Genomic DNA, 24,343 nt, shown 5'->3' on the forward strand with positions numbered 1-24,343 from the left:
ACTTACCTTTTTTATAGATCAAATTAACCCGCTACAGCAGATTCGTGATGTGTGTTATCCACTGCACTATTATGGTCATTACTATGTTCTGAAACCGTATTACGCTGACTATATACATCGATGGTTTTGCCATTGGCGTTATATTGGTAATGTGTTCTATCAATCTGTGTCAAAGAACCACCATGTAACCAGGCAATATCTGAGAAATTATCAACATCGAGTTCATAATGATTATTGCTATCTGCGCGATGCTGATGAATGAAGTTATCTAAATCAAATGTCCAAGTATTGGCAGTTCCACCATCTTTAATCATATTTTTAATATCGAATGTTTCAAAGTTGTGAAAGTCTTCAAATAAATCCTCAACATTTAAATCCTTATTCACATGTATCTGACGAGTCAAGCGTAAGGTATCATCACCATCAGCTCCATCAAAACTATTATTGTTTTGACCAAAACGTTTTTCTAAACTTGCCAAAGAAGAAAAGTCAAATACATCATCATATTTTGTTCCTATAACGTCAAACTCAGATTGTAACTGCCCATTTTGAGAGATATTGTCGCTAATCCCTCCCGTGTCAACGCTATAGCTATTCCCTCCCCTACCATCTAAATGGAAATCAACTTGCTGATTCAAACGGCTAAAATCAATCGTCATATTCTGCTGATATGACCCTGAATTATACGACTGAATTGAAAGATCAAGCTTGGCATTACCAAAATAGATATGACTATCTAAACTAACATTACTGTTAGAGTAGTTTAGAAGACTAGACTCGGTGTCACTACCATAAAAATCAAACATTTTAAGGCTGCCATTAGCATAGTTTCCAGCGTTAAAGTTCAGCACATCTAGATGACCATCGATCGTATCGGTACTATCACTACCATAAGCATAATCCTTGATAATAGACTCTTTACCCGCTATCGCTCTTAAATCAACCGTTAGCTTTTGAAAGTAATTTGTCGAACCATTATTAAACGTATTATATTCATACTGCCCCTGCCCTAAATACTGATTAACGCCAACATCAACTTCATAATAGTTTTTGTGTCCTGCATTATTAAAGTTATAGCTATCATTACCTGCTCCTGCGTACACAAAATTATCAGCATTATTATATCCTGTGATAGTATCATCGCCATGCCCGCCTTGGACTCTACGCACATGATGAGTAACATCGCTCACACCTGCTCGTTGATCGGTTACTAAATCATTATTAAGATCAATCGTTAGCGCATCACTCATTTTAGAATATGATAATACAGAGCCAGTAAAACCATTTACATGCGTGTCAAAGCTAACCACCTCATAATCCGGCATATCAAATATGTTATTACCTACCATTGCATGAATATCAACAAAACTCATACCCGCTTTTGTTGCATCAACGTTTAGATTAGCGTTAGCTACATTCATATTAAGATAATTAGAATTTGTATTAAAAGTGATTTTTTCAACTGAGCTAAATTGGCTGGCATTATAACCACCTGTACTATAGAAAGTCCCTTGATGTTGCCCGTTAATAGTCACCTGACTGCTATTGTATGTTCCACTCAATATAAGCTCGTCATCGCCATCGCCACCTGACAAGTTATAGTTCCCATACGAGCCATCTTCATAAGAGAAAGTGTCATCACCTTTGCCACCATTGATTTGATAGGTCACACCCGAGGTTCGAGTATAATCAACACCTGTATAATGACTTTTCAAATGAAACACATCATCATACTGACTGCCTATAATATTGGTAAACGTAACATGTGGCGCGGAACCAGTGCTCGCTTCAAAAGTATCAACACCCCCACCTGCTTTAGTAATTGTTCCCAAATCAGTCATTGTAATAGCAGCATCTTGATTATCATAACTTATCTGGTTATTAAAGTTAAAGTTAGCAGCTGCTCCTTCTGAGTGTTGCTGATAATTGGCATTATTGCTCTTGGTTGAGATAACTATATTATCCTGACCTTGCAAGGTTAATTGACCATCATAACGATCAGACAAACGATAGGTTGCATTGCCTTGCTGTGTACCAATAATATTTTGAATATGTGTCACTGTATTAGCTAAATATGAGCCACTATTATCAGTGATTACGCCATTTTGTAGATCAACATTCAGCCCAACATTGACGACACTTGATAAATCAACGGTGTTATTATGACTACCAACATCACCACCGTTGATTGACATGCCATAGGCACCACTGAGAATAAAGGTATTATTGTCACCATAAGCTACAGCACTAAAACCATAATTGCCTTGTATAAATGTAGTATTTCCAATACTTAAACCTTTAATTTCAGTCAGTTGGCCACTCTGCAGAATTCCTAAGACTCCTTGATCTGAATCTATCACACCACTTTTTAAATTGACATCCAAAGCTGATACCTCGTGACTGATAGAGGTATCATCGTAATCTATAATGAGCTGCCCACCATGGACTGTATAAGTAACAGGTTGCATACCAGCATAAAAACTATTGTGAACAGTTGTTACGCCTTGATAACTTTCAACAGCAATACTCCCGTTAACCCCTGACTTTGCCGTACCAATATTCACCTCAGAAGTTTGTGCATATAACTTAAGATCAATATCGTTATTTGCTCCCTGCTCAAATGCAACATTGATCGTATCATTTATGCTATCGGCATCTCCTGTGAAATCAACAACTCCACTATAGTAGTTAACGGTGTTACTTTTGCCGTGCCCTTCAATATAAGCACTTGCTGATTTATTTTGTCCTATATTATAAACATTTATCGCATTTGAATGATTGCCACTCCCTCCACCAATAAATGCTGTATGAGCGCCATCAGCATAAAAAGTATTATGTGAAGCATCACCCCCACCAATAACCGTTAGATCACCATTATTGTTAACGTGCACCTCACCGCCTAACTCACCGATGACAACTTCATTCACGGCACCATTGACAGTATCGCTTCCCAGTGACATATTTGATGCAGAGCGCTTATCTATCGATATTTCATTACCGTCAACGCTGATATTAGTTATATCATTCAAGCTTGAATAATCGATTTTGCCCAAACCACCAAAGCTAATGTGATCGTTACCTTGACTACCGATAACCTCATCAATACCTTTGCCTGTATTTATATAATCATCTGCAGCACTTGTAATAAATTGATCATTATGATTTGTACCAATATATTGTTCTACATTTTCAACATGATCTTGCTTATTACCGCTATGCACAATATTGCCATTCGTAAGATCAACGACAATACCATCAACAGCTTCTGTTGAATCCACAGGATTAGTCGATACAAAGTCGATGTGCTTTAAATCAAAGCTAATACCCGTATTTTTAGCGCTCAAATCACTGTAATCAACGGTATCACTACCTTGACCACCATCAAAAGTAACTTCACCACCATGAGAAATAAAATGATCATCGCCCTTACCTGCTTCAAAAGTTGCCTGAGTTGTTGTGCTACTTATAAATGTATCTGATGCTGCGCTTCCTCTGATGATCTCAATATTTTTTAATGTTTGTTCAATTTTTTCGATGCCGTTATTAAAGGTACCACTAAAGCTATTGACCCCGTCATCTGATCCAGCAATCGTTATACCACTAAGATGATTACTATAATCAACAGTATCATTGCCAGCGCTACCATCATAAGTATCACCACCTCGATCTGAAGCTAAAATAATGTCATCAAATTGACTGCCGGTGATCTCTTGGGCATTTGGATGAGTCCCCAACATAAAAGTACCATCACCATCTGTTATTTGATATGGATTATCAGTAACGTCAAGTTTAATGACATATTCAGTGCGCCCTTGCTTGTCAGCAGGGCTAAAGTGAATAGTAATAATTTTATACGCACTCGTATCAGAGGTGTCATAATCGATGGCAAACTGATTTTTTGATAAATCTGGCTGCATCTCACCTGTAATAATTTTTATATTCGACGCGCCGCTACCCGTGATGCTAGTAATTTCAGAGCCTGGTGGCAGCTCGAATATTTTTTGCAAAGTTGTTTCTTGCTTTGATGAACCAACCTGATCGGCATCAATCGTCCAGCCATGCTGAGATTGAGACAGATCCAATGTAATTGGCTTTAATTGACCTTTTTGCCCCAGTGCTTCACCCGAGCCTCCCGCCTTAACAGTATGATTCGCATTATCATATTGTGGCTTTGGAATATACATATTTAAATCAGGTAACACAGTTAACTTAGGAACCACTGTTGGGTGGTTACTTTGTGTGATTTCACTATGGCTATTATTTTGACTTTGGGCCTCAACAACTGGAACATCTGTAGCAGTGATATGACTCGTATCAACATCATCGCTCGATGATGAACTTAAAAGTATATTATCAGTTGATTCATTGACATCATTTTGTAGATTGTCACTATCTTGAGCTGTGTTCGCATCTGAGTTTTTAGTTTCATCAATGACATAAACTTTTGTTTGTGCTTGAGTATTTGGCGTTACTTCTTGCTGGTTTTTCTCATGTGTGAGATGACCGTCTGTATTAATGATATCGGCTGAGGCAATATCTAGCACCTGCTGCGCGGTTAATATTTTGCCATCGGTAAACTCAAGTTCAAATGCTTTTTTATCAAGATTGGCAAGTTGCCCCCCAAACACAAGATGATAAACCTCACCATTGTGAGCTTCGATTAAAATATCCTGACCATCAAGCGCAAATTTAGCTTGCCTAAAATCAATCGGTAGATGGTTGTCTTGAAATGTTTTTAGCAAAACTACTTTTTGAGAAGAGGTATCTTGTAACGCCTTCTCTGTAATGTTTGTACTCATTTGAACTTTCCCACATTTAAAAATAAAAAATTAAAAATCTATACCCCAAACGTATAACTCATTCCAAGCGTCAATGCCTGAATTGGATTGGTTTCATCTTGACCAAATTGTGGGAATACTGCCTTGTCTTTCTTGCCCCAGATATATTGATATTTTGCAAAAATATTAAATCTTGATGTCACTTGATAACCAATGCCAATACTTGCCATAGGATTCCATTTTTTGACCAATTCATCATCTTGATTTGCACCACTGCCGTATGTCACTCTCTGGGAAACATACGCCATCCCGACACCCGCTAAAAAATTCACGCCAATTGGCAAAACAACTTGTGCGGTTAACTGAATTGGCAAAACAAACGTTGCTTTGTAATTGATATCATTACTTCCATAACTTAATAATTTATGTCCATACATAACATTGACCTGCATACCTAACGCTAGCCAAGAATTAAGTGCATATTGCCCCCCGATGTCAATACTGCCAATAGCTCCACCTGATTTTTTATCCAAACTACTTTGATCCCAGAATGATCCAGTAATTTGACCATAACCACCCTCAATACCAAGAGTTAATCCACTTTGAGCGATTGCTTGATGATTATTTGCATTTGCTATCGTTATTGTTAATATGGTCACACCCATTACTAATATCAATTTTCTCACAATATCCCCCATAATTAGTGCTTGTTTTAACAATCCCATGATTTACTTAAAAAATTAAAAATATTCATTTCTGCTTTATAAAAATTCTCTTCAAACGCCGTGGGCTCTTCATGCGCTAACTTCAAGCGTTCGTTTATTAATTTGACCCGATGTTTACGCAGATACTTATTAATTGTTGAGACTGCATAGCCTGTCAATTGAGACGCTTGCTGAGTAGTAACTCCCTCAGCAGCAAAATCATCTAACAATTTCCCCACCGAACATTGATGTACCTTTCTAGCGTATTGAGCAAAACATTCCTTATTTTTTCCCATCGATATAGCCTTGCTTCTATAGTTTAACCAACTTTGTTTACCTAAAGCAATCATCAAAAAAAATTAAGCCATATATGCCAAGCCAATAAGAATACCCAAACCATTAATATTATGGTTATGCCCCATAATTGCGATACTTGGCATATACTGTGCTTGAATATTGACAGATAAATGACGATTTAAATTATAGGCGCTACCTAAACCAATATCATACAAATAAATTAAGCTGCCAAAATTAGCGACAAGACTTAGATTCTGGCTAAGGTATTTACTAAGGTATAGCTCAGGAACGGGCAGAACAGCATTACCATTGTTTTTGATAAAATTGTACATTCTAACACCTATGCCATAATGCAAAGACTGCCAACTATCAGCACCAAACATCCAGCCATAATCAAGATCCTGCACATAATAATCACTGCGATCGGTATTATAGGTTTGTGTTAAAATATCTGCTTTATTCTGGCGCATACTCCAATAGCCATTGCCAATGGCTATTCTAAAGCCATTTGTTAGTGGATGATTATTTGGAATCGAAGTGGCATTAACAATTATAAAGCAAAGCACCCCCCAAAAAATTACCATTATTTTTAACACAACTTTCTTCTCCCTTTTATTTAATCTTTGGATATTAGTAAGCAGGATTAAGACTCGCTCACATTCTTGGCAGCACTATAACCGGACAACATCATAGCGATATGTATAAATATGTATTAACTATAAAATATTGATTAGATTATTAGATTTCTCTTGCAACTTTTACTAAAAGCTCTGTCTGACGAGGCAAGGTTGCAACAATTTTTTCCCCTAAAAGTTTTTGCCATAGCCAAGATAGATAACCTTTGATCTGAATAGTTGTTGTTATACAAATCCCTTCCTCACACTCTTGTATCTTATGGATCCCATAAAGATGTCCAAAAGGCAATCGAAAATAATCAGTAAACGATTTATTAGGAATGCACTCCACTATCTTCATTTTAAGTTTTGGATCGCCTTTTGGCTTAAAGTGAAAAGTGTTACCGGTTTTAAAATCTCCGTTTATCATTGCCCACTCTGTATCATCATCCCAAAGCGTTCGCTTTTGAATATCTGACCAAATCATCCAAATTTGCTGAGGAGTGACATTGCTGTAGGTTTTGCTATAACTTTTCATATACATCATTTTTTACCTTTATTAACTTCCAATCCATTTTTGCTTTAACTCAATGTCATTACTCAGGAATCAAAATACCTTCATTATCGGCTTTCATAATCGAAAAACCGGCTACATTTCCTAAGAAAACATCGCCATTTTTGTCAGCATTGATTGCCTGAATCATATTAGCTTGTAAACCATCATCCGTTGTTTTACGTAACCATGTGTTACCACCATCAGTAGAATAAATAACCCCAAGACCCCAAGTTGCCACATAAATTGTACCATTTGCAATGACTGCTCCTTGAATATAACTCCCTGCAGGCATCCCAAGGTCAACGGCAGTTTTAGATACCCAGTTATTACCCCCATCACTGGATATCAGCAATATTGGCTTGCCTGCACCATAGTTCCATGTATTAATCAGAATATTCTGACCACTTACAAAGACGCCACCTATCGAACCAAAATAAGTTGCTGGATTATATTTTTTCGTCCAATTAGTACCGCCATCTGTTGAAACCCAAAGTCCATGGTTGCCGAATAAGTAAATATTATCGCCCTCACCGGTAATACCATATAATTGACTACCTCCAAATGGCGCACTAACAGGCGCTGACCAAGTGGCTCCACCATCATTTGATGTCACTAAACCATTCCAAGTTGGCACAAAAACTTTATTGTTATAAACATAGACTCCACCATGACGTATAATAGAATTACCAAATGTAGCTTTAGGCTCTTGTACCCAGGTTTTGCCACCATCTGTTGTGTAGTTAATCGTTTTAGCGCCATTCCAATCCCCAACTACTACATATAGCGTATGAGTAGCTACATCATAAAATGCGCCAACAACACAATCACCTGATAGCCCCGTCTTGGAATTATAATTCTGCCAATTAACTCCATCATCTTTAGAGATATAAAGCCCTGTTGATATTGTGCCGGCATAAAGTGTGCCATTTAACTTATTGATAAATGAGACTCTATCAGCATAAACACCTGGTGCCGAGTAGACAACTTGCCATGAATTACCATTATCCGTTGATTTAGCTAGTGCATAGCCAGTTCCAGCATATAGCACATTACCAATCTTTGAAATTGCTGAAGTAAAATCACCAGGCAAATTATTATTCGAGCTATTCTCCAATGTCCAATTCACACCATCATCATGTGACACAGAAATTCCATTACCTGAGGCAAGAAAAATATCGTCGCCATCGGCATAAATTCCATATACCGCAGCATACTGTAATTGTGGTAATGTTGCGCTTGTCCAGGTGCTACCATTATCAGTTGAGACTGAATACCCTTGATATCCACCCACATAGATTTTGTTACCATCAACATAAATTGAGCGGTTATCATTTAAGATTCCATCTGCGACCGTTTTGGTTGTCCAAGTTGTTCCACCATCTGTTGAAAATGACACCCCTCCTGGACTACGTGTTGTTAAATAAATCTCACCATTATTCTCTGTAACCATTCTCACATCATTACTTGTCAGACCGTCAGCTGTTGTTTTTGTTGTCCAAGTAGCTCCTTTATCTGTCGAAATGGCTAATCCTGCATTTGTCGCTAGATAAACATCATCACCTGACGCATAGACATAAGCCACTGAATTACTTGGCAAACTGTCGGTTGTTGTTTTTGTCTTCCAAGTCTTACCGCCATCGTGAGATAAAGATAATCCAGCATAAGTTGAAACATAAATATTATCACCTGATACAGCAACGTTACTGACTGAACTTGGGTCAGCAATTTCAGGTGATGAAACTGTCTGCCAGGTTTGTCCATTATCCTTTGAAATACTTAGACCTAATGTCGCAACATACATCACACCATTCTCAACGACAACATTGCCCGACGCACCAGGAATTAAGTTGGTCAAAGCATTACTTGGAATAAAGCCACCTGTCGGATATACATCAACACCTAATAGTGTTCCCGTACTATTATTACCATTATTTTGTGTATTGCCATACACCAGTGAATAAAGCTTTTGTTCATGCGTTGTTGCATTGGGTGCCGTATAGGTATAATTATTGGTGCAATAACCCTGACCTAACAAAGTTGTACCACAATTATTATTAGTTGATGCGACTAAACTGCCATCATTTGGCAAAATACTCATCGCTAAATGATCAAGGCTTAATGAGCTATTATTTCTCGCCTTCAATGGAATATCCATCGACTTACCACCATTAATCACTAAGCGATAACTATCAGACATTTGCAGTTGACTGGATGACGATGATCCCAACATTAACTGATTCACTTGATCGGCATTATTTGCTGAAATCTGAAGATCACCACTACCCGACGGATAGTTCTCCAAACTACCGTCAACAATAATGGTACAACTATCACCTCCATTTAACGTCATGCCATTAATACAGGTACTGGCAGGATCTTGGCTAACGCCCGATAGTGCAGGAATGCTAAACTGCACATCGGTTGCAGGCACCACCGAGCTATTGGTAATCTGAATTGTTTTTTTCATCCCTGGCACGATCGTAATGTGTTGACTATCTAAGCTTAAAAGCTGAGATTGTGTTTTGGTCATTTGCGATTTAAAGCCTGATAAGGCGTCTTCTGGGTTAATTGACAATACAGGACGCAATATTTGTAAACTTTTTGAAACTTCCGTTTGTCCATTAACGGTTACTTTAACATCAATCGCTTGATTGCTTGCCGTATCTGCAGCTTTAACATCAAAAGTGCAATTCTCTGAAGGTTTAAGAATAACGCCAGAACACGTATTATTTATAATTGATACACCTGTGGCAGCAATGCTCGTACCACTTTGATAGGCAGCGAGACTCAGACCTGAAACACCCTTATCAGCGCCTGTTAACTCAGGAACATCTTGAGCACTGTTGTTGGTTAACACATAATGCTTCATTCCACCACTACCCAACACCGAAGAGCCTGTGCTTAATGCAAGCTTAACCACCTCCGGCGGCTCTGCAATCACATCCACCGGAATACTTAATTGATTAATCGAATCACTTGAACGTATCGTCAATGTCGCTTTACTACCGACAACGGCACTATTACTCGCTGTTAAAACAATCACCGCTGAAGCCCCCGGCGCTAATTGACTGGGAATATTTGATGCAGTCTTATCAATACTCACCCCATCATCTGCTTGCAGCTCAACAGCAAAGTCATCTGCCTGCTTGTTACCCGCATTGGTAACGGTAATTTGCAAGCTATGAGATGTTTCAATATTAGCCTGTGTTTGACTTGGCACTAAACTCGCTGTCGTAGTCGCTGTATTTTTATGATTACTGTCACTATCATCTGAGTTACAACCAAACAGTAACATACTAGATACGATCACTGGTATTAATTTTGTTATCTTCATTATTATCATCTCCACTTTACTTAAATTCATTCAGCTTAGTAGTCATCGCACTCCCCATGCTTAAAATTGAGTATAGTCCAATAAAAATACACAGATATGTTGAAATATGTAGTAAATATGTATTTTACTATTTATAAAATTGATCATTAAATTCTCTTGCAAAACAATCTAAAAAGTTTTTAATTATGTTTAGAAGCAATAAAAAGATGTAAGGACTACAGCCAATGACTTTAACCAATAGCCAAGTAGCTTCGATTAAAAACATTCTCATTATTGATGATGACAAAGAAATCACCAAAAGCTTGAAGCAAACACTTAAGGGTCGCTTTAATATTGATGCGCTTGCTATTCATCACCCTAAAGAAGCCGGTGCGACACTGACTCTGAAAAAATTTGATGCTATTTTACTTGATTTAATGTTACCTGAAATAGATGGCATTGAAGTCTGTCGCCACATTCGCACGATCACCAATACGCCAATTGTTATGATTACTGCGTCACAAGAAGTTTCTGAGCGCATCTTAGCGTTTGATGCTGGTGTTGATGATTTCTTAGTGAAGCCCTTTAGCACACTTGAGCTTATGGCGCGCATCAATGCCATCTATCGACGCATGGCGCAGGCTTCACCTGAGCTTAAAGATAAGATTTACCAGTTTGATCGTTGGCAGTTTGATACGCGCACGTCATTGCTAACAACAGCGACAGAGGAAGTGCAACTGTCAACGGCAGATGCGAATTTACTGATGGTTTTTCTTGAGCATCCACGGCGCATTTTGGAGCGTGAATTTCTACTGAATCAGACCAACACCAGTAAACGTGATATTTATGATCGCGCAATTGATGTCCGCGTTGGGTTATTACGCAAGAAAATCGAAGAAGACACCAAACAACCTAAACTTATCCAAACGCATCATGGGCGCGGTTATGTATTTAATGCAAATGTTGTTAAAAAAGCGACCTGAGTTTCATTTCAATTACTGGAGTTACGCACTTTAGAAAAACTATGATTTTATAAACACCCCGTCAGCCTACGGCTGCCACCCCTCTTACAAAGAGGGGAATTAGGCAAAGGTTATTTTATATTCCCCTCTTTGCAAGAGGGGTGCCGAGCTTGTGAGGCGGGGTGTTGTAATAAAAAAGTGCGTAACTCAAGTCAATTAAAGAATATTTGATTGATCATCTTGCTTTTTAGAGTCGAATCAACGACATTTTATAATTATTAATATCACATATGGATCAACATGAAAAAACATCTGAACCTCCTTTGTATTTTTGCTTTTTTTTGTTTAAGCCTTATCTCAATTAGCTATCTTTTTATCAGTGCGTATCGCCAGATCAATGAAGATATTCACGCAGAACTACATCATAAAATTGCGTGGGAGATCGCTAAAATTGTCAAATATGGTGAAAATGAAGATCTTAAGAGCTTCATTCAAACCTTTGATAGCCAGCATTTCTCAGATATACAGATTCAGCGTATCGAGCTTGAAATGGCTTTATCCACTGTTCCACAGTTTCACCCAGATTACACCATCAAAAATGCACAAGATCTTGAGAACAAAATACTTCAGCATCAAGACAATATACATAAATTCTCAGTTTTTATTCACAAAGACCTGTGGCTTAATATCCATGCTGTCAAAAATTATCATTACTTTTTCTCTTTATTTACCACTGAATTTGCAATTATCTTGCTGATTGTTATCTTACTGCTATTTGCTTGTTGGTTATTACTGCGTTTATATCGATTAACTGAACTAAGTCAACAGATGTTGATCGAACTAGGTCTTCCGCAAAATACTTCGATTTACTTTGGGCTTATCTCTGGTCCCAAAGCATTATTTGAACAAATGAAATTGCGTATTCATAACCTAACGCGCACACGCGCACAATTGATGTCATCGATTTCGCATGACATCAAAACACCGTTAACACGCATGCGTTTTCGTTTAGAGCAATTAGAGTTAAAGGGTGACACGGATGCGATTAAAAGCATGGCAGATATTGATCATATCAATGAGGTGGTACAAAGCTTCTTATCACTATCTAACCTTCATTTACAACAGCGTAAGAAAATTGACCTCAACCTAATGTTACTGACACTGCAAGACAACTACGCCGATATGGGGCATCACATTGATTACACGGAAGCACCTGAGAGCATCGTCTATGGCTCGGCACAAGTATATAACCGCATTTTGACTAATATCCTTGATAATGCCTTTCGTTTTTCCGATAGAGTTGACATTAGCTTAATGCAAACCAAACAGCTTATTGAACTGATCATTATTGATCATGGACAAGGTGTTGCTCATGACAAGTTAAACAAAATCACACAATTAGGTTTCTCTGAGAATAACATGGACACTAAAAAACACTATGGGCTGGGTCTAGCGATTGTTCATGAGCTAGTGAGTCTGACCGGCGGCACGATTATTTTTGAAAATGATCCTACCCTTGGACTTAGAGTCACCATGACTTGGGCAAAATAAATTTCCTACACCATAACCATCTTATTTTCTTGTTTTACATAGCTTTTGGAGTGAATAAAAGCCATTACAATCAACAGCACACTGATCGTTCCGGTAATATACTCAGGTATTGCAATAAAGTTTTTTAACCACATCGTCAGCGCCAAATAACCGATTGAATAATGCGCACCATGCTCTAAAAAAGGTAGGTTATTTAAAGTGTTGCGCTTAACCATAACAAGGGTTAATGAACGAACAAACATCGCACCAATTGCTAACCCCAACAGAATAATGACAATATCATTACTCATCACAAGAGCCGCAAACAAGCCATCAAAGCTGAAAGATGCATCTAACACTTCAAGATATAAAAAGCCAATAATGCCCGCTTTAACAAGCGATGATAATTGATTCACTTTAGTATTGATTAGTGCTAAGCAATGACTTAATAAAATACCCGACACCAGCGCAATGAGTACTGCAATTGATGCCTTATATATCCATGCATAAACACTAAAGAAAATAACAGCAAAAATCACTGCGATAATCAATGGCAGCATGCCTGAGCGCTTATTAGCACATTTCTGCTCTAGCCAACCAAACCATAATGCACGCTTTTCATCTGTGAATAAAAAACTTAAGAAAATCATCAATAAAAATCCACCACCAAATGCACTGATCAATGCGTAATTACTGGCTAAAACATGTTGAAACTCTGCCGTATTATGCAGCGCTAATCTCAAGGTACTTAAGAAAGACAATTGCGCACTGACACTTACCAATAACACCGGGACTAATAAGCGTACAACAAATACAGCAACAAATATTCCCAACCACAAAAACATTTGTTGCCAAAATGGGGACATTTTTGTTAATACTTTGGCATTAACGACTGCATTATCAAAACTTAAAGACACTTCAAGCACTGCCAATAGCACGATCAAATATATAACATTAAGATAATGCATCGGTTGATAGATTACACCCAATACTAAGCATATGATCGTCACAAGGCTTGATCCAACAAAGAAACGTAGGTAATGCTGCATTTATATGTACTTAAGACTAGGCTAACATGCACTAATAGCACAACCATCTCCTAGCCCAGTCAGTTAAGGAAATAGTGTACTACCAGTCTTGCTAAACCTATGTGATTTCTCGACAATCAGTCGCATATGCCATGGCTTTGTTTACCAATTATGTTGACATATGCCTTGGGTCAGAACCCAAGAAGCTACTCCCTAGTAGAAGTCGGGACATTATAACGTAGATATTGTTTGTGTAAACAAGTTTTAAAAACTTAGCAATTAGCTGTACTGACACCAACGTCTGTGAATGCCTTTTTAACATCTGCTGTCGAATAGTGAAGATCTTTGGCCGCATTGACCACGCCACAAGCAGCCTGCTCAAAATTCACTAAAGATGTCCAATATTTGACATTTGCCAACATCATTACATGAAACGCTTCTTTTACACCTTCAGCATATTGATTGGACAAGCCTTGCACTTGATTATCAGATGCCCATGTGCTTGCCAATAAATAGAATGCTTTATTAAACACACCACTACCGGTATGAACGATATATGATTGATTACCACGTGCTTTCTTAAGCATTTGATTGTAACTGATCTTGCATGACAGCGCCCCGTTAAGTGTCGGATCATAGCAGTCAGCTGAAGCACCATCTTGTGATGGGTTATTCATATAACGTAAAGCTACGCCATCACCTTTCATAATGGTTTCACCTAACCCCCAACCAATCTGCCCTTTTGGATCTTCTGGGTAAAACTTCACATAATTAGTCTCGTTCTGGCTTAGTAAATAGGCTCTGACGGTTTGTCCTGCCATATCTGAAAATGCTTCATTTAAAGAACCTGATTGATCTTTATACATAAGCCCTGAGTGTTGTTCTGTAAAACCGTGACTTACTTCGTGACCTGCCACATCTAGGGATACCAGAGGATAGAAATCACTGCCATCACCAAAGGTCATATTTTTACTATTCCAAAAAGCATTATCATAATTACTGCCATAATGGACACGCATCACAAGCTGCATCGGCTCATTATTTTCAGATAATGCATTAATGCCATACCAGTCTTTATACATATCAATAATGACATCACCAAAATATTGCGCGTCATTAATAGCAGAATATGCACCATTAATCTCATCTTGTCCTGTATTTTTGCCACAGGTATAAGGGTAAGGTGTCGTCGTATAGTCATCCCACTTTTGTTGTAAATTGACGGTTCGCACGCGAGTATTTTCCATCGTGCACTTTGTTCCTTTTTTTGTCACATCCAAAGATGGCATCCCATCTTGACCATACCAATATTCTTGCACCTTTTCATTGCCACCTGGCCCTGTATCCTCGAAATTTTGGATATTATCCCAGCTTGTTACCACTTGCCCTGTTTTAGCATCAACATAATAACGCATATCTTGTGGTTGATTATTTGCCTTTTGCGCAAAAAACTTAACCTGATAAATCAATTTTGGCTGTTGATTTTCCGTAATAATCTGTAACTCAGCACTTGGTGCATTACCATTTAAATAATCCACCTGATAACCATTAGCATTTTCATTGTATACAGTCAAAGATTGGGTAATTGCCTGCTGCGCTGAGATACTTGGGTTTGTATCAACATTGAGATCTTTGACCACTTCACCATTAGCTTTCTCCTGATTGGCAGCTAATAACATATTATGTCCAATATTTTTAGCAATCGTAATCTGAGCGCCTACGACCTTGATCCCTTTATAATACTGCTGATAACGCTCATAATTAACACCAGCCATACTGGATTGAGATATTTGATTTAAAGTATTTGTTTGCGGTGCTGCCATAAGCATTACATGCGCGTTACTCACCGGTTCTATTTGATTTGTTTTCAAATGAAAACCCTGTAAATCATCAATCGGTGCATTGGTTAAATTAACCCTCTCTGCAGCATAAACTCCTGTTGCTAACATACTAAGAACTAATGCAATACCCTTTTTAAACTTCATTCCTTTCTCCTTGTTATGACTATTTATCTCACAGCTTTTGGTTATCAATAAACATTGGGCAGCATATATTTATCACACTATTTTATTAGCAAAAAATGCTGATAAAACATGCCTAAATACATTACTTGCAAGCAAAAGAAACGATCCTTGCCTGTGTTTTAAATAAACTCTTCCCTTTATTACATGAAATAGCTTTGCTATGACGGTAGTATTTTTACCACAACATTTTGGGCAGGTAAATAGAATTATTAAAAATTTGTAACAAATTGTATATTCATGCTGATTAATACTAGATCAAACATACATTTGCCCAAGCTTTCAGAATTAACCACTCCCAATAAGCTGGTTCAATTTCTTATGGCAGAGTATAACCTTAAGCAAAAAGGCCTTGTAGACATCTTTGGCAATCAAGAAAATGTTTCTAAATTTATAAATGGACATCGCCAGCTCTCCCTAAAGCAAGTAGCCAAACTAAGTAAGCGCTGATGCTTTTATCTCTTGGGATATAATATTAATAAGAGTGATTCAGTTCACTAAGGTTAATTGTCTAAATTTTTTTTTGCTAACTGAGATATAACGAATTTTCAGCTACTGGCACAAGCAAATAATGTAGTCTAAAATTTTGCATAACAACGTGATATGTATTGGAGTATACATAATGAAATATTAGCTGTGTAATCTAAATTTTCCTAACATGTAAGAATGATCAAATAGCAATATCCTCTGGACATTAATACCCACCTATTCTATGCAAAAGCGCTATTTACAAGATCGAACGATGTAAATACAACATTGGCGACTCCTTTATCACAGGAATGTGCGCCGATCATAATCAGCATACGTTTATCTGTCAATTAAAGTTTTATAAAATTATACTCTTGGCTAAAATTAAAAGGCACCTAGAAGTGGCCAATAGAGCGCCATTGCTAATGTAATAACAATAATCCCAGCTAATTTAAGCCCGACACCCCATGCCATTGCTTGATGAATTTTGACATGATCTGACTGCACAACGAGCGCCATTGCTGGCGTGCTCACAGGTAACATAAAGGTTAATCCAGCACTTGTCGCAATCGCAATAGTTACCACACGTGGATCGATGCCATACTCGACCGCTAAAGCTAAGCCAATCGGTAACAGAACAGCTACTGAAGCCGCATTACTCATAATTTCTGTTAATATCGCTGCCAATACCACAAGCAAGATGAGAACAACTAAAGGTGACTCAATGCCTAAGCGCATCATTATTTGCACCATCTCTGCGGCAGCTCCTGTGTTACGTAAAGCAACACTTAAAGCAATTGCACTACCATACATCAAGACAATGCCCCACTGCACATCTTTCTCAACCTCTTTCCAATTGGTAATGCGTAAACTAAACGCCATAATCACACCCAAAAAGGCAATCCAATCTAAGCCCCAAGCAGTGCCATAACACACCCATAATAAAATCGTAAATAATACGACAATCAGTGTTAAAATCTCGCGCTTTGTGATTTTGCCAATTTGTTTTTTATGCGCCATTAATGTCTCACGCGCTAATTGAATATTAGCCCCTGTATTATGCGCTGCAATCAAGACACAAACACTTGCTAATGCCAGCATAATAAGCACAATCGGGATCACCCAAATACTCCATTGAATAAAACCAATATGACTGGCATGCGCAAATTGAGCATTATTGGCAAAGGTATCTTGCAAAATCCCTAACGCTAATGGCGCGCGCGCGCCACCTAATAGGGTAGCGGTCCCGCCGATCATCGCACCCCACGCCATTGCCATATAAGCGGCAAAGGCAAAGCGACTTTTCTTTCTTACATTTGCAGCCGTTACAATTTCAAGCACAATAGGCAATAGCATTGCCGCTACTGCATGCTCACTAATAAAAAATGCCATAATACTTGCTAGCACAAAGATCGACATACACAGTCTTTTTGAGCCTGTACCAAACTTTGCAATGATCGTAATTGCAAAGCGTTTGCTGAGTCCTGAACGCATTACCGGACTTGCTAAAATAAAAGCACCTAAGACGAAAAAAATCGCTGAGTTACCAAAATAACTATAAACATCTTGTGAAAAAATATCGCCTGACATCGGTAACAAAAACAATACAATAATGCCCGTTACTGCCAACGGGAAAATATTACTAATCCATAAAAAGGCAGCCACACAAAATACCGCAAATGCATGTTTACCGGCTTCACTAAAATGTCCAACTGGCAGATAAAGTGCCACAAAATAAATCACAACAGCAGCTAAAACACACAAGAAAATACTTGGGATAGTGGGCAATTCCATTTCTTTTTGATGCATAGTTTGTTACTCATAAACCACTGTCTATAAACAGTAGTTGAGCAAGTGATTTTTTTCCAGCGCTTTTCAGGAATTTCTAATTGATCTAATCGTAGGGGCGTAGCGCATACGCCCCTTTACAACCATCTATCTATATTCTTATCTATCAAAAGATAAATTTCATCATTAAGCCAGCATCGACCGTATTATTCTCTGGCTCATGCCACCCTTTCGTTGTCGCACCATCCGCTGTTTCGGAAGTCTGAATTTTCCAATATTTAATATAGGGACCAATCAGCCATGCCCAACTGCCTTGATCACGCCCCAAAAGCACATAGCCATTGGCACCCCAGCCTTCGCGTTGTTGATTGGTAACCCCGCCATCAATACCAGAGTATTGTATCCCATGAATCAACCCATCAAACTCAAGACGTGATTGGATAATCAGTTTATTCTTATGCCATGAGATATCGGCACCTACTGGAATATAGAAATAATTTGAAATACGTAAGTATCCCGCTGAATTGTTACTTGAATCATTATTCAGATAACGATAGCCCAAACCAATATACGGGGTAAGCTTCAATCCTGATTTTTGCCATGAGAAAACATAACCCACCTTCGGTGAAATACCCAAGATATAGCTATTATCATTATCCATCTGGAATGCCTGCCCATTAAGAAGACGCCCATCATATTTGCCATTGACAAAACCAAATTGCCCATCGACAATCAAGGTCACTTTATTGCGATCAATATATTGGTAGCTACCATCTAAACCAAAGCTTGGTCCTTTGATACTCATAAGCCCCGGCTCACGATAGCTATAGTATCCTGCCATTGGTGAGATCGAAAACAAAGAACAACCCGCCTTATCAATACCACAAGTTGCATTAGCATTTATCGTTGTTAAAAAAATCGCTGAAAAACCCACTATCCTTTTTATCATCGGCATTCTCCCTATTTAATGAACTTATATACCCATCACAAAGCATTTTACAGAATTTTTTGCTTTGTTTTTTGCGTGCTTTTGGCAAGTTGAATTTTGACAATAGTCCTAACTATTACCTGCAATCCAACTTGCCAAAATCTTCACAAACTACTTTACAATCAAACACCGCAAAATGATTTACGATGGGTATTACAAAGAGTAGTCTAGATGAGATTTTAACTTTTACACACGAAAACATGCCCGCAAATCAGCTAAGGCTTCATTAAAGTTGTCATTAATAATGACATAATCATACTCATTAGCATGCGATGCTTCATTTTGTGCATCTTGCATGCGTCTAACAATCACCTCTTGTGAGTCTTGTGCACGTTTAACTAAGCGCTCATGCAAAGCGTCCAAGTTTGGCGGCAGTATAAAAATACTAACACAATTATTCTTAAAGATTTCTCTGGCTTGCCTTGCGCCTTGCCAATCAATCTCTAAGATTACATCTAAGCCTTTCTGTGTCAGTGCATCAACCGATGCTTTGGATGTTCCATAATAATGATCAAACACCTTGGCGTATTCGATAAAGTCATCTTCTGTAATCATTTTTTCAAATACTTCATGACTGACAAAATGATAATGCTGTCCATTAACTTCTTGCGGACGTGGCTTGCGCGTTGTATGTGACACGCTAACCGCAACGCCATCGTTGGTCTCAATAAGCGCTTTTAACAATGAAGTCTTCCCCGCACCTGAGGGGGCAGAAACAATATAAACCGTACCTAACTTGCTCATTTTATTAATGATCCAAAAGTTCATTCACTGTATTTACGCCAAGCGTTGTCTGCACATGCGCCATAAACTTTTTACCCAATAGTTTATCGCGAGTTGCTAACTCAAAGTTGGCAATCAAAAACCCAAGCTTATCACCACAATCATAACGCGTACCTTCAAAGTTATGTGCGACAAGCCGTTGTGTTTCAATCAGCTTGGCAATGGCATCAGTTAGTTGAATCTCGCCACCAGCACCTTTAGGGATTGTTTCAAGATAATCAAAAATCTCCCCTGGCAATATATATCGACCAACGACGGCATTAGTTGACGGTGCTTTCTCAGGTGCGGGCTTTTCAACAATAGCTTCAATACTCTGATCTGCACGCGTTTTGACGATCCCATAAGAGCCCGTATCTTTCTTGGGTACATTTTGCACCGCAATTACACCGCATTTTTGATAATAATATTGATTCATCATTTGTGACAAAGCACCTTTGCCATCAACATTATCAATTAAATCATCCGCTAATAAGACAGCAAAAGGTTCATTGCCAATTAAAGGCTTGGCACATAAAACAGCGTGACCTAAACCTAGTGCTTCTTTTTGGCGCACATAGGCACAATTAACACCAGCAGGTAAAATATTGCGCACTGTTTCCAATAGTTCAAGTTTGCCTTTTTGCTCAAGATTATATTCAAGTTCAAAGTTCTTATCGAAGTGATCTTCTATCGCGCGCTTATGCGTGCTTGTCACAAAGATAAGCTCATTAATCCCTGCTTCAATCGCTTCTTCAACTGCATATTGAATCAAGGGTTTATCAACGACTGTTAACATTTCTTTTGGCGAGGCTTTAGTTGCTGGTAAGAAACGCGTCCCTAATCCGGCAACTGGAAATACTGCTTTTGTAATCTTCATTTGTTTACTCCTAGTGTTTAGCCACCAATGGCTTTAACCTTATCGTTAATCCATTGGTAACAATATTCATTTAGCTCATCAACACCCAAATCACTTGGTGAAACAGCTTGCCCAAAAGACAATGTCACTATACCCGGCTTGATCAAACCTGCCTTATTTGGCCAAAACTTACCTGAATTATGCGCCACAGGCACGACCATTGCACCACTGGATTTTGCCAAAGTAATCGCCGTTTTATGGAATTTCGGATATTGCCCAACAGGCACACGTGTGCCTTCTGGGAAAATCACGATACTTAACCCTGACTTTAAACGCTCTTTACCCATTTGTAATACTTTTTTAAAGGACTTTAAGCTTTGCTTGCGATCAATAGGAATACTATCGACAGCTTTTAAACCTTGCCCAAACACAGGGATCTTTAGAAGCTCTTCTTTTAACACAAAACACACATTATTTAGCAAGCCATGGAATACCACGGTTTCCCATGAGGATTGGTGTTTGCACACATAAACACACGGCTCTTTTAAAAGGTTCTCTTGACCTTCGGTTTTAACACGTAGCCATAAGAAAATAACAAGCCCCCAGCGTGTTAATATTGACCACACTTTTGCTGGAATTAAACGTATCCCAATGGGTAAGCGTAATATGCCTAGAACCACTGTCAACGTTGCTAAAACGGTGGTCAATACTAAGACATAAACCACAAAAATGATTTGTCTTAGCCACAATATGCCATACCATAAGCCTTTCATTAGATTCATATCACAGCCTCCACAAACTGCTGTAAATTATCAAATATCATTACACCCGCTAGTTCACTTTGATGCTTCGCCAATGTTTTTAAGCCCTTACCAGTTTTAACCAAGACTGGTGTGCAATTCGCTTTTCTTGCCGCTTGGATATCTTTAAAACTATCACCGACAAAAAACACCATAGGGTTTAGTGCAATGTCAAGTTTCAGACTAATCTCATCAAGCATGCCTGTCTGCGGCTTGCGACAAATGCAATCCATATCCGGCGCATGCGGACAATAGGCTATATGCTTAATGGCATCTTTATCTTCAGCTAATAAGCCATATAACTTATCATGCATACTCATCAGTGTCGCAAGATCGAAAAGTCCACGCCCAACACCTGATTGATTCGTTGCTATTGCCACAGGGATCTTTTTTGCTTTAAGCTCAATAATCGCCTCAATACTTCCAGGAATAGGCTGCCACTCATCCGCTGACTTTATATAATCATCCGAATCTTCATTAATCACACCATCACGATCAAGAATAACAAGTGTTGGCGCTATCACTTCTATTTGTTTTGTCATACAAAATATCAATTATTTAATTAGATACTGACGTTTGTCTTTCACATCACGCCATTGATCTGCATCTTCAGGCGGATCACACTTCTCTGTGATATTATCCCACTCTTGTGACAACTCACGATTAAGCTCAACAAACTCTAACTGATCTTCTGGTAATTCATCTTCTGAATAGATGGCGTTGACAGGACATTCCGGCTCACACAGTGCGCAATCAATACACTCATCAGGGTTAATCACCAGCATATTTTCACCTTCGTAAAAACAATCTACCGGACACACCTCAACACAGTCACCAAATTTACATTTAATACAACTTTCTGTTACCACAAATGGCATATACCCACACCTTTTAGCTTCTTAAAAACGTCAATATTTTAACACTTACCCAAGGTTTTAAAAGATTTATTAACACTCAACCTTGCAACTTCTGTAAGACATACGCAAGCTCTTTTGAAATGACAAAATTATTGCGCACCAATAAGTTAATTGTCTTTGCTTCAAATTGATCCAGAAACCAAAATTTAGTGGCAAAGTCATACACAGCATTGGCACGCAAATAAATGCTATTAATGCCTTTTTGAAACTCACGCTCTAGCTTATGTTTTGGTGGCATTTTTACAACAATACTTTGTTTTTGCACATCATATACAGCACAGAGCTCAGCATTTAATAAATTAATCTGTGTTTGATAGTCCCTTACTTGCGCTGGTTTTTGCTGTTGACTTTCCTCGGTAACACGGTGATTTTTTACTACTTGCGCCTTTTGCAGTTGCTGCTGCAACATATAGTTTTGCTCTTTTAGCAACTTATGTTCTTGAATAAGCTGCTCAAATCTTGCTTTCGATCCATAGTAATTAACCTCCAGATGATCATTTCTCTGGCGTATTTTTTTTATCTCATGTTCATACTTATGTATTTTTGTTTTAATTTCTTGATCGATATAATCTTGCAACTTTTCCTTAAGTTTGATGGCAACCTCTTTATGTTCACGCAAAGCGCAAGATAATAATACCTTATCAATCACAGCACCTAAACCTAGCACCTTCTTTTCAGGAGGTTGCACCACCTCTTGCTTGGCAATCGTTTCCGCTTTTTTAGCATCTTCTTTATATAAAAGGACTTTATCTGCCACATCAAAAAAAGAATAATGCTTATCAAGTAATTTACGCACTTTGGCAATCGTGACTTCCTGCCCGTCACGTTTTAACATATGACATGCTTCATTCACTTGAGATTGGCTTAACATAGGCTATCCTAAATTGTCTCATCGTGGCGTTTTGTTAATATTTCAACACCACTTTCAGTCACCGCTAACGTATGCTCCCATTGTGCTGATAAACTTTTATCTTTAGTTACAGCCGTCCAGCCATCACGCAATACCGTCACCTGCTTTTTGCCGGCATTAATCATCGGCTCAATGGTAAATGTCATACCAGGCTTTAAAACAGTCTGTAAAGACTTATGCTCATGCGCCTGCTTTGAGACATAATGCAATACTTGCGGTTCTTCATGAAAACCTTGACCGATGCCGTGCCCACAAAACATTTCGACCACAGAGAAGTTGTGCGACTTGGCATGCTTCTCAATCGCTTGAGCGATATCATGCAAGCGATTGCCAGGCTTGACCTGTTCAATCCCTTTAACAAGACACTCATAAGTCACATCTGTTAATCGTTGTGCGAGTATTGATGCTTTTTCACGTCCACCAACAAAGAACATTTTACTGGTATCACCATGAAAGCCATCTTTAATAACCGTCACATCAATATTTATAATATCACCCGCTTTAAGCTTCTTTTCTGCAGGAATACCATGACACACAACATGATTAATCGATGTGCATATTGATTTTGGAAATCCTCGATAATTCAAGCAAGCAGGAATGGCTTGTTGCTTATCAACGATATAATCATGGCATATCTTATCAAGCTCTGCTGTTGTCACACCGGGCACAACATATGGTTCAATCATCTCTAGCACTTCAGCCGCCAAACGACCTGCTACACGCATTTTCTCAATTTGTTCAGGTGTTTTTAAAATTATATTAGTCATGAATTCAGTTACATTATCTTTAACGTAGTAAACGTCGTATTGTACATGCATTGGTTATTGCATTTCAATCTAAAGCAAAAAACTAGCATTAATTTTATTATCTTTCCCAAAAAAAGGGTTGAAAAAGTCCTATTCTAGAAACAAAAAAGGCACCTATTAGGTGCCTTTCTAAATAAAAAACCTGATGATGTTCTACTTTCACATGGCGAATGCCACACTATCATCGACGCTAACTGTTTTCACTTCTGAGTTCGGAATGGAATCAGGTGGTTCACAGTCGCTAT

Annotated in this window: 19 protein-coding genes and 1 rRNA gene; 2 read left to right on the plus strand and 18 right to left on the minus strand. The window is 38.3% G+C overall.

The window, feature by feature from the left end; genetic code table 11:
• Nucleotides 1-23: 23 nt before the first annotated feature.
• The 6 genes from DNJ75_RS06095 to DNJ75_RS06120 form a co-directional block, all read right to left on the minus strand.
• Nucleotides 24-4,799 (minus strand): beta strand repeat-containing protein, encoded by a 4,776-nt coding sequence (locus DNJ75_RS06095; protein WP_117002306.1) that lies wholly within the window; start codon nt 4,797-4,799, stop codon nt 24-26.
• A 38-nt stretch (nt 4,800-4,837) separates the two neighbouring features.
• The gene (locus DNJ75_RS06100; RefSeq protein ID WP_170137197.1) at nt 4,838-5,464 is read right to left on the minus strand and encodes an outer membrane beta-barrel protein; all 627 of its coding nucleotides are present in this window, start codon (nt 5,462-5,464) and stop codon (nt 4,838-4,840) included.
• Between the two features lie 26 nt (nt 5,465-5,490).
• Nucleotides 5,491-5,778 (minus strand): hypothetical protein, encoded by a 288-nt coding sequence (locus tag DNJ75_RS06105; protein ID WP_150468976.1) that lies wholly within the window; start codon nt 5,776-5,778, stop codon nt 5,491-5,493.
• 63 nt (nt 5,779-5,841) lie between these two features.
• A complete protein-coding gene (locus tag DNJ75_RS06110; RefSeq protein WP_150468975.1) occupies nt 5,842-6,375 on the minus strand; it encodes a hypothetical protein in 534 nt (177 codons plus the stop codon).
• A 142-nt stretch (nt 6,376-6,517) separates the two neighbouring features.
• The gene (locus tag DNJ75_RS06115; RefSeq protein WP_150468974.1) at nt 6,518-6,931 is read right to left on the minus strand and encodes an SRPBCC family protein; all 414 of its coding nucleotides are present in this window, start codon (nt 6,929-6,931) and stop codon (nt 6,518-6,520) included.
• 58 nt (nt 6,932-6,989) lie between these two features.
• On the minus strand, nt 6,990-10,283 hold the full coding sequence (locus tag DNJ75_RS06120; protein ID WP_157968234.1) for a YCF48-related protein: 3,294 nt from the start codon (nt 10,281-10,283) through the stop codon (nt 6,990-6,992).
• Between the two features lie 224 nt (nt 10,284-10,507).
• Here DNJ75_RS06120 and DNJ75_RS06125 point away from each other — a divergent pair, with 224 nt between their 5' ends.
• Together DNJ75_RS06125 and DNJ75_RS06130 are read left to right on the plus strand one after the other, a co-directional pair.
• Entirely contained in the window at nt 10,508-11,245 is a 738-nt protein-coding gene (locus DNJ75_RS06125; protein ID WP_117002312.1) for a response regulator, read from the plus strand.
• Between the two features lie 279 nt (nt 11,246-11,524).
• The gene (locus DNJ75_RS06130) at nt 11,525-12,775 is read left to right on the plus strand and encodes a sensor histidine kinase (RefSeq protein ID WP_117002313.1); all 1,251 of its coding nucleotides are present in this window, start codon (nt 11,525-11,527) and stop codon (nt 12,773-12,775) included.
• A 5-nt stretch (nt 12,776-12,780) separates the two neighbouring features.
• On the opposite strand, the gene DNJ75_RS06135 is transcribed toward DNJ75_RS06130, so the two are convergent.
• The 12 genes from DNJ75_RS06135 to rrf form a co-directional block, all read right to left on the minus strand.
• A complete protein-coding gene (locus DNJ75_RS06135) occupies nt 12,781-13,803 on the minus strand; it encodes a DUF475 domain-containing protein (RefSeq protein WP_117002314.1) in 1,023 nt (340 codons plus the stop codon).
• Between the two features lie 251 nt (nt 13,804-14,054).
• A complete protein-coding gene (locus DNJ75_RS06140) occupies nt 14,055-15,767 on the minus strand; it encodes a M4 family metallopeptidase (protein WP_117002315.1) in 1,713 nt (570 codons plus the stop codon).
• 888 nt (nt 15,768-16,655) lie between these two features.
• Nucleotides 16,656-18,080, minus strand: a complete 1,425-nt coding sequence (locus tag DNJ75_RS06150) for an SLC13 family permease (RefSeq protein WP_117002317.1) — start codon at nt 18,078-18,080, stop codon at nt 16,656-16,658.
• 145 nt (nt 18,081-18,225) lie between these two features.
• Nucleotides 18,226-19,008 carry a hypothetical protein gene (locus DNJ75_RS06155; RefSeq protein WP_117002318.1) on the minus strand — a complete coding sequence of 261 codons (783 nt, stop codon included), beginning with the start codon at nt 19,006-19,008 and terminating at the stop codon, nt 18,226-18,228.
• 225 nt (nt 19,009-19,233) lie between these two features.
• Entirely contained in the window at nt 19,234-19,791 is a 558-nt protein-coding gene (gmk, locus tag DNJ75_RS06160; protein WP_117002326.1) for a guanylate kinase, read from the minus strand.
• 4 nt (nt 19,792-19,795) lie between these two features.
• Nucleotides 19,796-20,686 (minus strand): UTP--glucose-1-phosphate uridylyltransferase GalU, encoded by an 891-nt coding sequence (gene galU, locus DNJ75_RS06165; RefSeq protein ID WP_117002319.1) that lies wholly within the window; start codon nt 20,684-20,686, stop codon nt 19,796-19,798.
• Between the two features lie 17 nt (nt 20,687-20,703).
• Nucleotides 20,704-21,447: a lysophospholipid acyltransferase family protein gene (locus DNJ75_RS06170; protein WP_117002320.1), complete on the minus strand. Its 744-nt coding sequence runs from the start codon at nt 21,445-21,447 to the stop codon at nt 20,704-20,706.
• Nucleotides 21,444-22,007: a D-glycero-beta-D-manno-heptose 1,7-bisphosphate 7-phosphatase gene (gene gmhB / locus DNJ75_RS06175; RefSeq protein WP_117002321.1), complete on the minus strand. Its 564-nt coding sequence runs from the start codon at nt 22,005-22,007 to the stop codon at nt 21,444-21,446. The genes DNJ75_RS06170 and gmhB overlap by 4 nt, the downstream gene beginning before the upstream one ends.
• A gap of 12 nt (nt 22,008-22,019) precedes the next feature.
• Entirely contained in the window at nt 22,020-22,343 is a 324-nt protein-coding gene (fdxA, locus tag DNJ75_RS06180; protein ID WP_117002322.1) for a ferredoxin FdxA, read from the minus strand.
• Between the two features lie 76 nt (nt 22,344-22,419).
• Nucleotides 22,420-23,253 carry a hypothetical protein gene (locus tag DNJ75_RS06185; protein ID WP_117002323.1) on the minus strand — a complete coding sequence of 278 codons (834 nt, stop codon included), beginning with the start codon at nt 23,251-23,253 and terminating at the stop codon, nt 22,420-22,422.
• Between the two features lie 8 nt (nt 23,254-23,261).
• Entirely contained in the window at nt 23,262-24,059 is a 798-nt protein-coding gene (gene map, locus DNJ75_RS06190; RefSeq protein ID WP_117002327.1) for a type I methionyl aminopeptidase, read from the minus strand.
• A gap of 179 nt (nt 24,060-24,238) precedes the next feature.
• Nucleotides 24,239-24,343, minus strand: a 5S ribosomal RNA gene (gene rrf / locus DNJ75_RS06195); the annotation flags it as partial.

The sequence above is a fragment of the Cysteiniphilum litorale genome (genome assembly GCF_003428165.1).
GTDB classification, from domain to species: Bacteria; Pseudomonadota; Gammaproteobacteria; order Francisellales; family Francisellaceae; genus Caedibacter; species Caedibacter litoralis.

Excerpts from the sequence above, each read along its gene's own strand:
- DNJ75_RS06095 (WP_117002306.1), bottom strand. The coding sequence starts at position 4,799 with ATGAGTACAAACATTACAGAGAAGGCGTTACAAGATACCTCTTCTCAA.
- DNJ75_RS06105 (WP_150468976.1), bottom strand. The coding sequence starts at position 5,778 with ATGGGAAAAAATAAGGAATGTTTTGCTCAATACGCTAGAAAGGTACAT.
- DNJ75_RS06115 (WP_150468974.1), bottom strand. The coding sequence starts at position 6,931 with ATGAAAAGTTATAGCAAAACCTACAGCAATGTCACTCCTCAGCAAATT.
- DNJ75_RS06120 (WP_157968234.1), bottom strand. The coding sequence starts at position 10,283 with ATGAAGATAACAAAATTAATACCAGTGATCGTATCTAGTATGTTACTG.
- DNJ75_RS06125 (WP_117002312.1), top strand. The coding sequence starts at position 10,508 with ATGACTTTAACCAATAGCCAAGTAGCTTCGATTAAAAACATTCTCATT.
- DNJ75_RS06130 (WP_117002313.1), top strand. The coding sequence starts at position 11,525 with ATGAAAAAACATCTGAACCTCCTTTGTATTTTTGCTTTTTTTTGTTTA.
- DNJ75_RS06135 (WP_117002314.1), bottom strand. The coding sequence starts at position 13,803 with ATGCAGCATTACCTACGTTTCTTTGTTGGATCAAGCCTTGTGACGATC.
- DNJ75_RS06140 (WP_117002315.1), bottom strand. The coding sequence starts at position 15,767 with ATGAAGTTTAAAAAGGGTATTGCATTAGTTCTTAGTATGTTAGCAACA.
- DNJ75_RS06150 (WP_117002317.1), bottom strand. The coding sequence starts at position 18,080 with ATGCATCAAAAAGAAATGGAATTGCCCACTATCCCAAGTATTTTCTTG.
- DNJ75_RS06155 (WP_117002318.1), bottom strand. The coding sequence starts at position 19,008 with ATGATAAAAAGGATAGTGGGTTTTTCAGCGATTTTTTTAACAACGATA.
- gmk (WP_117002326.1), bottom strand. The coding sequence starts at position 19,791 with ATGAGCAAGTTAGGTACGGTTTATATTGTTTCTGCCCCCTCAGGTGCG.
- galU (WP_117002319.1), bottom strand. The coding sequence starts at position 20,686 with ATGAAGATTACAAAAGCAGTATTTCCAGTTGCCGGATTAGGGACGCGT.
- DNJ75_RS06170 (WP_117002320.1), bottom strand. The coding sequence starts at position 21,447 with ATGAATCTAATGAAAGGCTTATGGTATGGCATATTGTGGCTAAGACAA.
- gmhB (WP_117002321.1), bottom strand. The coding sequence starts at position 22,007 with ATGACAAAACAAATAGAAGTGATAGCGCCAACACTTGTTATTCTTGAT.
- fdxA (WP_117002322.1), bottom strand. The coding sequence starts at position 22,343 with ATGCCATTTGTGGTAACAGAAAGTTGTATTAAATGTAAATTTGGTGAC.
- DNJ75_RS06185 (WP_117002323.1), bottom strand. The coding sequence starts at position 23,253 with ATGTTAAGCCAATCTCAAGTGAATGAAGCATGTCATATGTTAAAACGT.
- map (WP_117002327.1), bottom strand. The coding sequence starts at position 24,059 with ATGACTAATATAATTTTAAAAACACCTGAACAAATTGAGAAAATGCGT.